Below are 14,855 nucleotides of genomic sequence, written 5' to 3'. Positions count from 1 at the left end.
ATCACGCCGCTAGAGTGTGTGCTCATGCTGACCTGCAACTCACAGCATAATCGTCAACAAATATCCCGCAAACAGCGCCAGATGCGCGGCACCGTTCAACACGTTGGTACGACCGGTTGAGAACGAGATATGACACAGAATGAGTACGGCGCTCATCATCACCATTTGCGGTGGCTCAAGGCCGAACACCAATTGCTGGTCGGTTAAGGTCGCAATGATTGTCACCGCAGGCACGGTGAGTGAAATGGTCGCCAGCACTGAACCGAAGAACAAATTCATCGCGCGCTGCACCTGATTCATCAGCACCGCTCTAATTGCCCCTAAACCTTCCGGCGATAAAATCAACAGCGCTACCAGGAAGCCCGTGAACTGCGCTGGGGCGTTCAACTCCGTCAGCAAACTTTCCAGCGGGTTAGCATTCATCTTGGTCACGGTGATGACAGCAATCAGATGCACAATCAGCCACGCGGTGTGCCACAACGAACTGTGCGCCGAGGGTTTACCGTGATGGGGATCATCGCCATCATCTTCGTGTTCATAGACGAACAAGCTTTGGTGCGTCTTGGTTTGAATCAGCAGGAATACGCCATACATCGCCGCGGAAATGGCCGCAATTATCAGTGCCTGGGTGGTAGTGAAGTTGCCGCCGGGTAATGCATTGGGAAATACCAGCACCAGAATCGCCAACGGAAAGATGGCGATCATGTATTGCTTAACGCCCGCCAGATTGACGTACTGTGTCGCAAATTTGCGTCCGCCTAGCAGCAGGGCAAAACCCACCAAACCGGCGGTCACGATCATGATGATGGAGTAGAGCGTATCGCGCATCAGCGCGGGCGCGGCATCGCCGGTGGCCATCAGCGCGGAGATCAGGCTCACCTCGAGAATCACCACCGAAAGGCTCAGAATCAATGAGCCATAAGGTTCGCCTAAACGGTGTGCCAAAACGTCGGCGTGACGCACCACGCTGAAAGCGCTAAAGAGAATGGCGACTAAGGCGAGCAAGTTGATGCCGATAACCGGCAGAAGCGCTGTCTGGTTGCCGAAGAAACTCAGCACCGCCAGCGCAGCAACGGGGAAAATCAGTGAGTACTCGGTATGGCGGGTTTTCTCTTGTCCAGGCATTTACCATCCTCTCCGGAAAAAGTACAAAGCAGGCAATCATTGCCTGATAAATATAATGAGTTTTCTGACGCAACGCAGTGTAACTTTTCATCAGCTATGCTGCTGTGACTTTACGCGATTTTACCAAAGGCCGTTATTATATATAACACGGTAAAAGAGCGTGTTATCGCTGGATTAGCGCCTATATTCATTATGTTGCAATAGAGGATTAACAGATTAAAGGTGGAATTGTTCGCAATAATCTCCCTTTATACTATGATTTATGCTGGTTTAACCCTGCTTTAATCGTTCTGTCACTGAAAGTGAGGGTTTGCATTTTAACGCAGATGATCCAGGCTTAAGGCCGGTGCATGAAACAGGAGGAAATATGCCGTATTCATCTCATAAAGAACTGCCAGATAGCGTGCGTCATGTGTTACCCAGTCACGCACAAACTATTTATCAAAAGGCGTTTAACAGTGCCTGGGACCAGTACAAAGATCCGGATGACAGACGCGGCGACGAATCGCGAGAAGAGGTCGCGCACAAGGTCGCTTGGTCAGCCGTTAAGCAAGAGTATGCTAAAGGCGATGACGACAAGTGGCATCCTAAACACTAGCTTGTCATGCGGGCCATTGCGGCCCGCTTCGCACTTTTTTCATCGCTATTCAAGTTCCCCGCCAGGCAGCCGATGCTATTTACACAGAATTTCCCTTTTGTGATCGGGGTCAATCTTGAAATTTTTGTTAAAAATGAATTAATGTCTTCTCTTAAGACGATGCCATGAGCGTCGCCTGTAGACATCAGTTTTAAGGAACCACACCGGCAAGATGTCAGCGCAGTAGAGGAGACAACAGTGTTAACGCGGGAATTTTTATTAAAAGCAGATTGTAAAACATCGTTTGGCGACATTGATGAAGCGCTTTTCTGGAGCTGTGAAAAGCGCGCGGCATCACTGTCAGCGACGCTTGCCTGCCGCCCTGATCAAAGTCCGGTATGGATCTTTGGCTATGGTTCGCTGATGTGGAATCCGATTTTTGAAGCGGCCGAAGTGGCACCAGGCCGATTAGAAGGCTGGCACCGCGCCTTTTGCCTGCGTCTGATCGCGGGTCGCGGTACCGTTACCGCACCAGGCCGTATGCTGGCGCTGAAAGAGGGCGGCTCAACCAGCGGACTGGCGTTCCGGTTACCGGAATCGCGCTTGCATGATGAGCTGGAGCTGCTGTGGAAGCGTGAGATGATCACCGGTTGCTATCTGCCGACCTGGTGTGAACTGGTGCTGGAGGATGGGCGCAAAGTGACCGCGCTGGTGTTCATCATGGATCCGCGTCATCCGCTGTATGAAACCGACTCCTGCCGTAGCACCATCGCGCCATTGATTGCTCAGGCCAGCGGTCCGCTCGGCACCAACGCACAGTATCTGTATGCGCTGGAGCAAGAACTGGGTAAACGAGGGATGCAGGAAGCGGCGCTGACGCGCCTCGCGGCAGAAGTCAGAGCGCTGCAGGGTCATGCGGCAGCGCGCTAAAGTGGATTACTGACCCGGGTTAATCAGCCAGGTTCCCGGCTTATCAATGGTCAGCGATTGGCTATGCACCTGGTTGCCGTTACGCACTTCAATGCGATAATTACCGGCCGCCAGATTCAGCGAGGCAAACCCGCTGGTGGAAGGCTTCACATCCCGGGCTTCCCCATTCAGCATCACATTCTCACCCGCCTGCAAACGCAGATAAACAGTCGCTACCGTGGGTGCGCTGCTCACGGCATTACTACCTTGCGCAGCCGGCGCAGCCGGCGCGGCTGGCGTGGTGCTCACAGCCACCGGCGGCACTTCGCTCTGACGATTCGCTTTCCATACCACCACCACAACCGCCAAAACGGCAATCGCGGCGGCTGCCACTAAACCTGGCGACAAGCGACGCACGTTGCGCGGCGTTAAGGGTTCAACCGCGGCGGCGCCATGGTTCACCGCTAAAATCTGCGGTTCCGGCGTAGTGGTGATCGGTTCCGCCGCTAAAGCAGGTTCTGCCACCACCGGAAGGGTGGTTGAGAGTGCTTCAACATCGCTCACCGGCAGATCAATCAAGCTGGCGAAGGCATCAATACTTTGCGGACGATCGGCCGGCTTCATCGCTAACGCGCAGTCAATGGCGCTCAGCAGCGGCAGCGAATAGCCTTCCGGCTTGCGCTCCACCAGCGGCTGATAGTTATCTTCGATACAGCGCACCACGCTCACCGGCGGTGCGTGGCCGGTGATCAGGTTGTGCAGCACCGCACCCAGCGCATAGATATCGGTCCACGGACCTTGTTCGATTTCACCCTCTTCGCTGTATTGCTCAATCGGCGCAAAGCCGGGTTTAAGCATGATCTCGGTTTCATCAGAGAGGTTACCGATCTCTTTGCGCGCGGAACCAAAATCGAGCAGCACCGGCAGCTGGTTTTCCTGAATCTGAATGTTATCCAGCGAGATATCACGATGCAGATAACCGGCGGCGTGAATGGTATCAATGGCACCAAACAGCGGCGGCAGCAGACGTCGAATCCAGCTTTCATCAATGCTGTTCGGACTGGTGATCTGCCACTCTTTCAACGTCATGCCGCTGTAATAGAGCGTCCCCATGTAGGCGGTGCCGTTCTCTTCCCAGAAGCGCAAGACGTGCAGCAGGCCGGGATGATTAAAGCGTGCCAGCAGGCGCGCCTCCTGAATAAAACTGTTGCGACCGGCGGTGAACAGCTTATGGAAACGCTCACCGCGCAGTTCCAGCGACATATCTGCCGCACGCACCGCCAGCGAAACCGGCATGTACTCTTTGATGGCGATGGTGCGTTCCAGCTGATGATCCCAGGCACGATAAACAATGCCGAAGCCGCCGCCGCCAATCACTTCCTTGATTTCAAATTCATTAAACCGGTAGCCCGCAGGGAGGGCGTTAGGTGTATGGTTTTCGTTTGCCGACATAGTGAACTCTCTGAACACGTCCTGTAGCGCCCCGTCATCACGATGACGGCAGGCAACGACCGCTAATTAATTAATGTTACGCCAGGCACCAATCGCCGGATCGGCGAGATCCGCATGCAGGGTGTCAATCAGTAACACAGTCACTTTTTGCTGTGGCATAAATTGCGGCGACCAAACGCCGCGTAACGTTTCAACCCGCTTTTTCAGAGCATCGCTGTCCTGATCGGCGGTTTTGTCCATCTTCATCAGGAGTGTGCCGCTGAAGCGCCACACATGCTGTTGTGCATCAAAGGGCAGCACTAACCAGCTATCATCGGCATCCGGACGCGTAACAATCATGCGTTGGTTATTGACCGAGACCACTTCAAGCGGCGGACCGCTGAGTTTCAAATCTGCAATCGGGTAGCCTTGATAAAAGTTCAGCGCCACATTGCGCGTGTTACCCTGGCTCATCAGCGTCATTTCGCTTGGGCCTTCCAGCCAACCTTCGGTGGAGCAGTGCTGCTTCGGATTATCCGGGATAAACAGCGATTCGCCTTTGTCGTCCCACCAGGTGCGGAAATGACAGCCGCCGGGCAGCGCAAAATGTTGCAGCGGCGTGTTATCCGCCGGGCGCGACAGATCGAGCGGCGCCGCATTGCTGCTGGTGGCGCTGGCGGTCGCATCATTGATGACGATCGGGCGCCAGTTTTGTAATTTGGCTGCGCTGCCGTTAGCCAACACGCTGCCGTCTTTATTCGTCATCTGCCACGGTAACTCATCCAGCAAGCCACACTGATTTGCCAGCAATGTACCGACGCGCGGTAGAAAGCTGGTCAGAATGCTGGAATCGGTGCTTTTGCCCGAGACGATACGCAGCGGCAGCGTCTCTTTACACCAGTCGTTGGGCGCCTTACTGGCCACGTCATCAATGTAGACTTCCAATGACAGGCTCGGTGAATACACCACACGATAATCTTCAGCCTGCGCATTTAAGGCCAGCAACAGCGTTGCAAAGCCCGTCAACCACACTTTCATAAGAATCCTTGGATCAATAACGTGACGGCATAAAACGTGCCGCATCAGCCTGGGAGTAAAGCAGCGTCGCTTCCTGCGGTTCGCCAATCCAGACTGCCAAAGCACTGAGATTGTCGCTTTTCACACTGCGGTTAACGGCTTGTTCCATCAAAGTTAGCCACTCTTCGCAGGCATTCACCATACGCAGGGCAAGTTCCATTTCGTGGGTGGTGAGATTGAGCCAGAATCCATCGCTGCAAACCAAAAAGGCATCGCCATCGGCCAGCGAAATCACCTCGCTAAAGGTCGCCGGACGTGCAGGCTCAACACCGAGCGCATTATAGAGTAAATTACTGTTAATGCCGGTATTTTCATAGCCCGCCTCACGCAACTGCTGGGCCAAACTGTGGTCACGCGTGACCTGATTTAGCACCCCATGACGGAAGTGATAAACCCGGCTGTCACCTGCGTGCGCCCACCATGCGAGCTGTTTTTCACGGTCAATAAACAGCGCGGCAAGGGTGGTGCTCATACGTGAAAAATTCGGATTGTTTCCCTGTGCCTCGATCAGCACTTGCTGGCAGTGTTCGATGGCGGCGCGCGTGCTTTCCGGGGTAAAAATATCGCTATGCTGCAACTGCGTCAGGAGCGTATCGCGCACCAGCTGCGCGGCGATATCCCCGCCAGGCAAACCCGCCACGCCATCACACACCAGAAAACAGGCTTTACGCTCGTCCAGTTCGGCCCCGGTGCGATCCTGATTTTCGTCGCGCATGCCTTGCTGGCAGCGACTGGCAAACATCATCTTCATGCGTCTTCGGTCCGCGTCTGGGAGTCTTTGTACTGATTCACTTCCATATCATAGGCATGCAGGAAGGCTTCACCGAACAGCGTATGAAAGTCATCTTCAATTTCGCCCGCGGTGCGCTGATAGTGGCGCGAGAAGTAGTCCCACAGCGCCGCTTTGCGTCCGGTACTGAACCCCATTTTTGGCAGCACGCCATCTTTGCGGGCTTCTTCTTCCAGGCGCGGTGGGCTAAACGATTGCAGCATGGCGGCGATAATGGCACGAATGCCGGCAATCATGCCAAGCTGATGCGCTTGTAAATCCACCAGCGCATCGCGCACCGCCGGTTCCGGCGGCATAAAGCCGGGCATCTGGCTTTGATACATCTGCATTAGCACGGTTTTACCGGACGGCAGGATTTTGAATGGGTTATTCGCCTCATTGAGGATCATCGTCATATCGGCTTTCACGCCGCGCTTGAGGATCGAGCGCGAGGAGAGCAGGGCGACGGTGCCTTGCGAAAACAGACTCAGCATACGTCCGGTCACGCGCATCTGTTCTTCTGTGATGGTGGTTTGATGGCCGTTATTCAGCCCCATGCCTTCCAGCAACGCGGCGATCAGTTTGTCCTGATCGGCACCGGGCAACAAGGCAGGCCGCGTCGGCACGTCGCTTTGCGGGTCAATGGCCAGACGCGGATCGTTGCGGCGTTCCTGACGTGCGATTGGCTCGGGAATAATTTCGGGTTCCTGCAGCATGCCGAGCGGATCGTCACTGCTGTCGGCAAAGAACGCCAGCGGGTCGTCCTGCTGAGTTTTGAGGGTATTAGGATCGCGCACTTCGAGCCCGTACTCACCAATTTGTAACGTGTCGCCATCCTGCAACGCCACTTGAGAACCGCGTTGCAACGCTACGCCGTTCAGTACCACCGACGTCACGCTGCCCTGATTGGTCAGGCGGCACTCGCCTTCTGGCGAAAGGTGCACCAGCGCCTGCAGACGCGATATGGCGCGCGATTCGTCGGGCAGCACCAGATCGTTATCCTGACTGCGGCCGATGGTGCCGCCGGGCGGTTTGAAGGCTACCGTCTTGGCGGGCACATCCGTATTGCACTGCACAATGGTAAATTGCATGAGTCATCCCGTTAACAAGGCAATCGCCACGGCCTATTCAAACATCGGTGGATAGAGGCCGTTGCGGCCCGGCTGTGCACCTGACGCCGGGTTAAACAATAATGAAAAAAGTTGCGCAGTCAGCGGGCCACTGTGTTTATGGGTGGCATGGCTAAAACCGTCACTGCGATTACTCCACCAGTAGCTCATGTGCTGCTGCGGATCGAACTTGTCGGCCACTTCACGCCAGCTCAGCGTGCAGGGCAAATCATCAAAACCAATGACATCCATGATGTCACTGCGCTGCGTATCCGGCACCAGCAACGGCGACAAGCGCTGCATCTGCTGCTCCAGCGCATCGGGACTGAGCCGATCGCGTACCGCGTGCAGCAACAGCGCGCCGAGCTCCTGGAACCAATCGCCGGACATCGCCAGCTGTGCGCTGTGCCAGTTGCTCAGCGGAAAGCTGCGCAGCGCCAGCAGCGGCCAGGTGCGTCCAACGCGATCGCTGGACGGCAGCAGGCAGCCCATCTGCACCTGCTGACGCAGTGGCGAAAGCGGCAACACAAAATTCCACACGGGCGCGCGCAGAAACTGTGCGGTGCTGGCATCCGGCTGCTGATGCCAGTGCATCAATCCTTGTTGAAACCAGTGGCTCCAGGGCGTCACGGTATTCTCGCTTAGACGCTGGCGCAAAAAATCGCCGGTGGCCGGTAACTTTCCGTACCAGCCTGGCGCAGTGTGTGTCGGCATCGTTACCTCACCATTACTCACTGTGTCTGGTCAATCGCTGCGAAACGACATGCGGCGTAATCGCCAGCGTGTTGCTGCTGTCACCGGCATTTTTCAGATTCTCCGCCAGCTTGCGCATCATTAACGCGTTGTCACGCGCATACGGTGAAGATTGAATTTGCTGATCCAGCAGCTGGCTCAGATGCCAGTCGAGCTGCTGCAAATCGCGCGCGCTGACATCACTTGGCAGCGTGCGCTGCAGGTTTTGCATCAGCCAGCCACGCAGAAACTCGCCGTCATAATTGCGCGGCTGATACAGCATCTGATAGGCACGCAGCGCATTGCGGCTGTAGTCGTTATCGGTGCCCGGATCGTCACGCAGCAAGTTAGTGATCTGCTGAGCCACCCGCGGTAACAGTAAAGACTTAAGCGCATTTTGATAAAGCGCCCAGGCCGCATCGCTGACCTGGGTGCCGCGATACAAGCCAACGCGCATGGTAAGCGGAGGATTGTCGAGGGAAAAACGCTCGGAGAGCGGCAGTTTCACCAGGTTATTTAAGAAGGGTAGCAGATCAAAAATATTATCGGCGGGCTGATGGGTCACCTGCTGGCTTTGCGTGGTGATCGGCCCGATGCGCTCTGCAACCTGGTCCAGATAACGCTGGTTCTGAATATAGCTGGTGAGCCACAAACAGGAGAGCAGCAGCAGCGCACCGGTCAGCACGCCATAACCAATCCAGTGGAACAGACGGTTGCGATATTCCCAATGGCGATTGCTGCCCGCCAGGCCGCTTTCGCGGAACACCAGATCGCTCAGCAAATCACGGATAAAGTAGCTCTGCCCTTTGTTGCCAGGGATTGGGCTGCTGCGATTGACGCTATCCCAGGCCGCCAGGCTGCTCTCGCCGGTATGCGGCAGCTGCAATTTGCGGTTCAGCTCACCCATGATGCGGTCAAACGGTAACCCTTCCTGGGTGCCGCTGGTGAAGAACAGACCGCGCGCCGACCAGGCAATCGGATCCTGATGACTCGAGAACACCACGTCGAGATACTCATTCAACAACGGACGCAGCGAGCTGAACTCTTGCGGGAACAGGAAACAATCGGCGCGCTGGGTAAGATCGCGCTCGCCTGCCATCACGTCGGCCAACTGCTGCTGCAACCGCTGCTCTAAGTGCTGATACTGCTGACTGAAGCTGCGATGCCAGTCATCTTTATGCGGTTTGCCCGGTTCCCACGGGAAGGTGAAGCCCCAAATCGCATCGCGCTGCGGCTTGCTTAGGGTACCGTAGAAACTCATAAAACCTTTCAGCAGATCGGTTTTTGTCACCATCACATAAACAGGGAATTGAATGCCGGTGTGCTGATGCAGCTCCGCCATGCGCTCACGCAGGGCGCTAGCCTGCGCATGGCGCGCCTCTGCCGAATCAGTTAACAGATCGGAGACGCTGATGGTCATGATCACGCCGTTAATCGGTTGGCGGGTGCGATAGCGCTTCAGCAGATTGATAAAACTCTGCCACTCTGCGCCATCGCGTGCGCGCTGACTCTCCTGCAAGGCGTAACGCCCGGCCGTATCAATCAGTACCGCGCTGTCGGTGAACCACCAGTCGCAATGCCGCGTGCCGCCAACGCCGCGAATCGCCGCTTTGCCGAGACTGTCGGTCAGCGGGAATTCCAGACCAGCATTGAGTAACGCGGTGGTTTTGCCGGCCCCCGGCGCGCCAATCATGACGTACCAGGGTAATTGATAAAGGTAATGGCTTTGAAAACGTGCCAGCCAGCTCTGCTGATGACGGCGGCCAAACTGGGTGCGCTTCAGGCGCAGCGCCGCTTCACTGAAGCGCTGGGCCAGCAGGGTTTCGGTGGCCTGACGATCGGACAACTCTTCCTGGCTCATCTGCTGCAGGCGGTTGAGCAGTTTGCTGTTAAACCAACCGCGCCACAGTGCCGGAATAAACTGGAACAGTAGCCAGAGGAAATAGAGCAGGCCGACCGCGATCTGGCGCGGGAATACGGGCTCAAGCGGGCGCGTATCGCCCCAGCTCCACAAGGGGCCGAGCATCCACAGCACGCAGCTCAACGCCGTGACGCCAATCAGGCTCCACAGCAAGCGGTGGGTTAACAGATGTTGCAGTGATGCGCGCATCATTGGCCTCCCTGATGATTGCCGAGGGTTTCCGGTGTCACAAACAGGGTGATTTCCACCCGACGGTTGCGGGCGCGGTTTTCATTACTGTCATTCGGCAGCAGCGGATTGCTGTCGCCGCGACCTTCCGCTTTCACGCTGTGGCCTTCGGCGAGCTGCGGATTAAGCAGCTGCGTGATGGCGCGTGCGCGGGCAAAGGAGAATTCGTAGCTGGAGGCGAAACGGCCATCGACCGGGCTGTTATCGGTATACACCGACACCAGCACCGTGCCTTTGACGGTTTTCATCGCGCTGGCCACATGCGTCAGCAGCGCGCGGCCCACCTGATTGACGACGGTACCGTCGCTGGAAAACAGTTTATCAGCGGGGATGATCACTTTACTGCCGAACGCGCCGTCGCTCACTTCCAGCTGTCCGGCGGCAATCACATCATTCAGGCGTTGATGTAAATCGAGCAGCGCCTGGGGTGAGGTGGGACGACGTCCGGGGGTGATCTGTGGCAATGGCGTTTGGTAAATGGTGCGTAACAGTGGTTCAGCAGCGTTGCCGAGCCGCCAGTTCAGGCCGCTGTAAATCAGGCTCGCCACCAGCGTCGCTAAGGTGACGCAGGCCCACAGCGGCACCATTGGACGCGTTAAGGTGCTGACCAGCGGATGCACTTCCACCAGTGGCACCGCCGGGTGGGCGCTCGGCGAGCGATGCTCGGCAATCAGTTGCGCCAGACGTTTACGAATGGCTTCACACTGCGCGCGACCGCTGTCACTGCCGCGATAGCGACCTTCGTAACCGAGCAACAGGCAATAGTGGATCAGTTCCAGCAGCCAAAGATGCTGCTGCGGGCTTTGCGATACGCGTGATAACAGCTGGAAGACCTTTTCGCCGCCCCAGCTCTCATTATGAAACGTGACCAACATACCGTTACCGGACCACACACCGCGCGTGCCCCACGGCGTTTGCGCTGCAGCTTCATCCAGTACGCTGCACAGGCAGTAACGCGCACCAATAATCATCTCAAAGGCTAAACCCGCTTGTTTACAGCGTTGTTCGAAATGGCGGATCTCTTCGATGAGTAACTGGCGCAATCCGGCTGGATCGTCATGCGTCGCGGCCTGCCGTATACGTACCACGGCATTCAGGATCGGTGCTGCGGCATTAAGCAAAAGGTTATCATTGCCCACGACAATGCCATCGTGAGCAAGGGAATCCTGAGTCATTAAATCTTGGTTATCCAGGCAAGGGCGAAAATCACAGCCCGCAGAACGAAACTCTCTGCGGGCACGGTGCGCCGGATTGCATTATCAGTCTAAAATCCAGGTCGCGGTATCGTTAGTGCGACAAGCTTTACTGGCGCCTCCAACGGCCACGCAGACCTGTTTGCTATTGCGGCGGGGGCGCGGACGATCGCTACGAAGGGTAGCGTCATAACGGCTGCTCTCCACACCGGCTTTTGGCGGAATGTAGCCAATTAATGGGCCGTTAGGCTCATCGGCTATCGCCAGCCAGCTGTGTTCAACACGGCCGATCACTTCAAACGGTTTAGCGTTATCAAGATAGCGTACCACCTTGCCGCCATAATCAGGCGTGGTCATCACAGAGGCTGCATACAGCGCGCGATAACTCTCATTGACCGGCGTGAATTCGCCAGGTGCTGCCACCGCATGACGATGAACCAGTTGGACGCCATTCACTTCACTGGTTACCAGCGTGTCATCAGTAACGGGTGGCGGTGGCGCTTTACAAGCAGCCAAACTTAGTACCGCCAGCAACACAAGCACGAGACTCTTATTCACCATGATCCTCAAATTTCATCAGATTAGCTGCAGAGTAATCTGCGGCACGAGCCTTTAAGGCAGGCAGATTAGGCAGCGAGAAAGCCATCAAAAAAACAGACAGATTACAGAAAGATAGTGCTGAACTAAGTCTACCTAAGACTTTTGAGAATTCAAACCATTGCGCCATGAGAAATCCCGTGCTAGCGGGCGAAAAAGCAGCGCAGGCCGATGATATAAAACACATAGTCACGGTGATAGATAAGCTTATTTTATTTATTTGTTGCCGTTAGCAAAGCGCGGGTGCGCAATGGCATTTGGTGGCTTAAAGTGGCAATCAAAAATGATAAATAATATTAATCTATTTATGTGCGTCAAAAAAGATTGCCTGCCGAAACAATTTTCGCAGTTTCAGAATTTCCGGGCCATATTCTGCCCATTTCAGGCCCAGCACGGCATGGCTTTTGCTTAATTTATTGTTTACGTCGGTAATCAGCAGGAGAAAGCAATGAATCGGGCTTTGAAGTACCTGCGTGCCAGCCGAGCCAGCGAGATTGCCAGTTTGCAGCGGCTGCTAAGCACCGGCGAGCAAATCACTGCCATTAGTGAATTGATCCATGTGCTGCAGCGTGAACGTGGTGCCAGCAATATCTGGCTGTGCTCCGCAGGTCGGCTTTTTGGTGAAGAACTCGCGCAGCGCGCGGTGGAGGTGGCTCTGCAGGAGCGTCGTGCCATGGCTGCGCTGCCTGAAGCGGTGGCACAGCCAGGTTACAGCCGTTTCTGCATGCTCATTGCCACCGCGCTGCAGGCTCTGGACGGTCTTCCGGTGTTGCGTCAGCAAGTACAAAGCCGCAGCGTGACCCAGGCGCAGGCGATGGATGGCTTTAATCACATCATCTGCACGTTACTTAACCTGGTATTCGAAGCGGCGGATACCGCCAGTGAGCCGGACATTTCACGCGCCTTGATTGCGTTGTTCAGTTTTATGCAGGGCAAAGAGTTGGCGGGGCAGGAGCGCGCCACAGGTTCGGCCGGCTATGCCGCCGGTGCATTTACTGAGGCGCAGCGTCAGCGGATCCAGGTGCTGATTGATGCGCAGGAGCAGAGTTTTGCCACCTTCAGTCAATTTGCTGATGCAGAGAATCTGCAGCGCTGGCGCGCGATGGCCGATGCCGGCAGCCAAATTGAGCGGCTGCGACGCATCGCCTGCACCGGAGCGCAGTGTGGCGAAAATGGCGTGTTGCAATGGTTTACGCTGCTTAGCACGCGGCTCGATCAGATGAAGCAAATCGAAGATGCGCTCTGTGCCGCACTGATGCGCTGTTGCCATCGCGCGCTTGCCGCCACCCAGCACAGCGATCATCCACCGGTTGCCATCGCTGAAGAGGCCAGTTTCTCGCTCTATATTGCGGGAGCCAGCTGGCTGTCAGGCGCTGAGACCACTCTAGACAGCAATGGTCTTGCACCTCAGCTTGGTCGCTCAGTATTAACGCTGATTGGCGAACAGTCGCAGCGTTTACAGCTACAGGCCGATGAATTGGCCAGCATGCGTGCTTCATTGGATGAGCGCAAAATCATCGATCAGGCCAAAAGCTGGCTAATGCAGCAGCATGGATTCAGTGAACAAGATGCCTGGCAAGCTCTGCGTAAAAGCGCCATGAATCAAAATAAACGCGTGCTGGAAATTGCCCAAGCGGTGCTGGCGGTTGCCGCGACCCTGAAGGCGTAACCCGAACGGGGTAGCTGCACAAAGCCTGTGCATATTGTGCGTCAGCACAGTGCAATATGGGCGCGCTCACTGCGCAAATTTGCCGCCGGGCTTGATAGAACCGCATCCTGTTTTTTGGCACAGGCTTTGCAATACCCTATAGACATTGCGCATTTGTTTCGCCAACGGCGGTGAAGCGAGTGCTTTGGATAAAGGCGTCCGGCCCTCTGTTTTTACAGGTGGGAGGGCGCCTTTTTTTATTCCTTTTTTTCAGGATGCGCATGATGAGCAAAACACGGTTCACGGTGTCACGACGTCAGTTTCTCTTAGGTAGCGCGGTGGTAGGTGGCAGCTATTTACTGCCAGGTTTACGCAATGCGGTGTGGGCCGTCGGTTCCGATGCGCCTGAGAAAAGTAGCATTCGCGTCGGCTTTATACCGCTCACCGACTGTGCGCCGGTGGTCATGGCGTCTGTAAAAGGCTTCGATAAAAAATACGGTCTGACGCTGCAACCAAGTAAAGAAGCCAGCTGGGCGGCTGTACGCGACAAGCTCACCGCAGGCGAGTTAGATGCCGCGCACGCGTTGTACGGCATGATTTATGGTTTGCAGTTGGGCATTGCCGGGCCACAGCATGAGATGGCCAACCTGATGACGCTCAACAACAACGGGCAGGCCATCACGTTGGCGAATCAGCTGAAAAAACAGAAGGTCACCGATGCGGCCAGTCTGCAAAAACTGATCGCCAGTGAGGCTAAAGGCACTTACACCTTCGCCCACACCTTTCCAACCAGTACGCACGCCATGTGGCTCTATTACTGGCTGGCCAACGCCGGGATTGACCCCTTTGAAGATGTACGCACCGTGGTGGTCCCGCCGCCGCAGATGGTAATGAATATGAAGATGGGCAACATGAGCGGCTTCTGCGTTGGCGAGCCGTGGAATCAGCGCGCCATCAGCGACAACATCGGCTTTACCGCCACGACCACGCAGCAAATCTGGCCGGATCATCCGGAAAAAATTCTCGCCACGCGCGCCGCCTGGGTGCAAGAAAATCCGAACACAGCGCGTGCGCTCACCGCCGCAGTGCTGGAAGCTGCACGCTGGATCGATGCGTCCGACGACAATCGCAAAGAGACCGCGCAGGTGCTGGCAGGTCGTGCGTGGATCAACACCAAAGTGGAAACGCTGGAAGGACGCATGCTCGGTCACTATGAAAACGGCCTTGGTCAACGCTGGCAGGACGCTCACGGTATGCGCTTCTTCCGCGACGGGGAAGTGAGTTTCCCTTGGATCTCTGACGGTATGTGGTTTCTGACGCAAATGAAGCGCTGGGGCATGGTGAAAACTGCCCCGGATTACGCGGCAGTAGCGCGCCAGATCAACCGTATTGACGTTTACAAACAGGCTGCCAGCGTGGTGGGTGGCATCACCGTGCCCGCCAGCGAGATGCGCAGCAGCACGCTATTCGACGGCAAAGTGTGGGACGGCAGTCATCCCGCAGCCTATGCCGACAGTTTTGCCATCAAACGCAGTTAAG

General features: G+C 55.9%; 14 protein-coding genes. 4 read left to right on the top strand and 10 right to left on the bottom strand.

The features are described 5' to 3' along the window. Positions 1-39: 39 nt before the first annotated feature. Positions 40-1,125, bottom strand: coding sequence for a sodium-potassium/proton antiporter ChaA (gene chaA / locus ACRQ84_RS07120; protein ID WP_064738959.1), 1,086 nt, complete (start codon positions 1,123-1,125; stop codon positions 40-42). A gap of 367 nt (positions 1,126-1,492) precedes the next feature. On the opposite strand from chaA, the gene chaB reads away from it, so the two are divergent. Continuing rightward, complete coding sequence (gene chaB / locus ACRQ84_RS07115; protein WP_064738958.1) at positions 1,493-1,723, top strand: putative cation transport regulator ChaB; 231 nt, start codon at positions 1,493-1,495, stop codon at positions 1,721-1,723. Between the two features lie 237 nt (positions 1,724-1,960). Next, positions 1,961-2,632 carry a gamma-glutamylcyclotransferase gene (locus tag ACRQ84_RS07110; RefSeq protein ID WP_483817590.1) on the top strand — a complete coding sequence of 224 codons (672 nt, stop codon included), beginning with the start codon at positions 1,961-1,963 and terminating at the stop codon, positions 2,630-2,632. 6 nt (positions 2,633-2,638) lie between these two features. On the opposite strand, the gene ACRQ84_RS07105 is transcribed toward ACRQ84_RS07110, so the two are convergent. From ACRQ84_RS07105 to ACRQ84_RS07065, 9 genes are all read right to left on the bottom strand, one after another. After that, positions 2,639-4,063: a serine/threonine protein kinase gene (locus ACRQ84_RS07105; RefSeq protein WP_483817589.1), complete on the bottom strand. Its 1,425-nt coding sequence runs from the start codon at positions 4,061-4,063 to the stop codon at positions 2,639-2,641. A gap of 66 nt (positions 4,064-4,129) precedes the next feature. Further along, complete coding sequence (locus ACRQ84_RS07100; protein ID WP_483817588.1) at positions 4,130-5,080, bottom strand: hypothetical protein; 951 nt, start codon at positions 5,078-5,080, stop codon at positions 4,130-4,132. Positions 5,081-5,093: 13 nt separating this feature from the next. Further along, a complete protein-coding gene (locus ACRQ84_RS07095) occupies positions 5,094-5,870 on the bottom strand; it encodes a PP2C family protein-serine/threonine phosphatase (RefSeq protein WP_483817587.1) in 777 nt (258 codons plus the stop codon). Further along, positions 5,867-6,979 carry a type VI secretion system-associated FHA domain protein TagH gene (tagH, locus tag ACRQ84_RS07090; RefSeq protein WP_064738953.1) on the bottom strand — a complete coding sequence of 371 codons (1,113 nt, stop codon included), beginning with the start codon at positions 6,977-6,979 and terminating at the stop codon, positions 5,867-5,869. Before tagH ends, ACRQ84_RS07095 begins: the two co-directional genes overlap by 4 nt. A 33-nt stretch (positions 6,980-7,012) precedes the next feature. Then, positions 7,013-7,711, bottom strand: coding sequence for a type VI secretion system-associated protein TagF (tagF, locus tag ACRQ84_RS07085; protein WP_064738952.1), 699 nt, complete (start codon positions 7,709-7,711; stop codon positions 7,013-7,015). A 13-nt stretch (positions 7,712-7,724) separates the two neighbouring features. Next, positions 7,725-9,839 carry a type VI secretion system membrane subunit TssM gene (gene tssM, locus ACRQ84_RS07080; RefSeq protein ID WP_483817897.1) on the bottom strand — a complete coding sequence of 705 codons (2,115 nt, stop codon included), beginning with the start codon at positions 9,837-9,839 and terminating at the stop codon, positions 7,725-7,727. Continuing rightward, the gene (gene icmH / locus ACRQ84_RS07075; protein ID WP_064738951.1) at positions 9,839-11,053 is read right to left on the bottom strand and encodes a type IVB secretion system protein IcmH/DotU; all 1,215 of its coding nucleotides are present in this window, start codon (positions 11,051-11,053) and stop codon (positions 9,839-9,841) included. Before icmH ends, tssM begins: the two co-directional genes overlap by 1 nt. Before the next feature lie 84 nt (positions 11,054-11,137). Continuing rightward, positions 11,138-11,632, bottom strand: a complete 495-nt coding sequence (locus ACRQ84_RS07070; protein ID WP_483817586.1) for an SH3 domain-containing protein — start codon at positions 11,630-11,632, stop codon at positions 11,138-11,140. After that, positions 11,622-11,798 (bottom strand): hypothetical protein, encoded by a 177-nt coding sequence (locus ACRQ84_RS07065; RefSeq protein ID WP_196762329.1) that lies wholly within the window; start codon positions 11,796-11,798, stop codon positions 11,622-11,624. Before ACRQ84_RS07065 ends, ACRQ84_RS07070 begins: the two co-directional genes overlap by 11 nt. Positions 11,799-12,116: 318 nt before the next feature. Between ACRQ84_RS07065 and ACRQ84_RS07060 the strand changes: the two genes are divergently transcribed. Together ACRQ84_RS07060 and ACRQ84_RS07055 are read left to right on the top strand one after the other, a co-directional pair. Beyond that, on the top strand, positions 12,117-13,337 hold the full coding sequence (locus ACRQ84_RS07060; RefSeq protein WP_483817585.1) for a nitrate- and nitrite sensing domain-containing protein: 1,221 nt from the start codon (positions 12,117-12,119) through the stop codon (positions 13,335-13,337). Between the two features lie 260 nt (positions 13,338-13,597). Then, positions 13,598-14,854 carry a CmpA/NrtA family ABC transporter substrate-binding protein gene (locus tag ACRQ84_RS07055; RefSeq protein ID WP_483817584.1) on the top strand — a complete coding sequence of 419 codons (1,257 nt, stop codon included), beginning with the start codon at positions 13,598-13,600 and terminating at the stop codon, positions 14,852-14,854. The last annotated feature ends 1 nt before the right edge of the window (position 14,855 follow it).

This window comes from Pantoea sp. E2023-21 (assembly GCF_051302795.1).
In the GTDB taxonomy this organism is placed as follows: Bacteria; Pseudomonadota; Gammaproteobacteria; order Enterobacterales; family Enterobacteriaceae; genus Pantoea; species Pantoea ludwigii_A.
This window is presented reverse-complemented; position numbering and strand designations above follow the sequence as displayed.

What these genes read in the sequence shown, in the direction of transcription:
- chaA (WP_064738959.1), bottom strand. Translation starts at nt 1,125, where the DNA reads ATGCCTGGACAAGAGAAAACCCGCCATACCGAGTACTCACTGATTTTC.
- chaB (WP_064738958.1), top strand. Translation starts at nt 1,493, where the DNA reads ATGCCGTATTCATCTCATAAAGAACTGCCAGATAGCGTGCGTCATGTG.
- ACRQ84_RS07105 (WP_483817589.1), bottom strand. Translation starts at nt 4,063, where the DNA reads ATGTCGGCAAACGAAAACCATACACCTAACGCCCTCCCTGCGGGCTAC.
- ACRQ84_RS07100 (WP_483817588.1), bottom strand. Translation starts at nt 5,080, where the DNA reads ATGAAAGTGTGGTTGACGGGCTTTGCAACGCTGTTGCTGGCCTTAAAT.
- ACRQ84_RS07095 (WP_483817587.1), bottom strand. Translation starts at nt 5,870, where the DNA reads ATGAAGATGATGTTTGCCAGTCGCTGCCAGCAAGGCATGCGCGACGAA.
- tagH (WP_064738953.1), bottom strand. Translation starts at nt 6,979, where the DNA reads ATGCAATTTACCATTGTGCAGTGCAATACGGATGTGCCCGCCAAGACG.
- tagF (WP_064738952.1), bottom strand. Translation starts at nt 7,711, where the DNA reads ATGCCGACACACACTGCGCCAGGCTGGTACGGAAAGTTACCGGCCACC.
- tssM (WP_483817897.1), bottom strand. Translation starts at nt 9,839, where the DNA reads ATGCGCGCATCACTGCAACATCTGTTAACCCACCGCTTGCTGTGGAGC.
- icmH (WP_064738951.1), bottom strand. Translation starts at nt 11,053, where the DNA reads ATGACTCAGGATTCCCTTGCTCACGATGGCATTGTCGTGGGCAATGAT.
- ACRQ84_RS07070 (WP_483817586.1), bottom strand. Translation starts at nt 11,632, where the DNA reads ATGGTGAATAAGAGTCTCGTGCTTGTGTTGCTGGCGGTACTAAGTTTG.
- ACRQ84_RS07065 (WP_196762329.1), bottom strand. Translation starts at nt 11,798, where the DNA reads ATGGCGCAATGGTTTGAATTCTCAAAAGTCTTAGGTAGACTTAGTTCA.
- ACRQ84_RS07060 (WP_483817585.1), top strand. Translation starts at nt 12,117, where the DNA reads ATGAATCGGGCTTTGAAGTACCTGCGTGCCAGCCGAGCCAGCGAGATT.
- ACRQ84_RS07055 (WP_483817584.1), top strand. Translation starts at nt 13,598, where the DNA reads ATGATGAGCAAAACACGGTTCACGGTGTCACGACGTCAGTTTCTCTTA.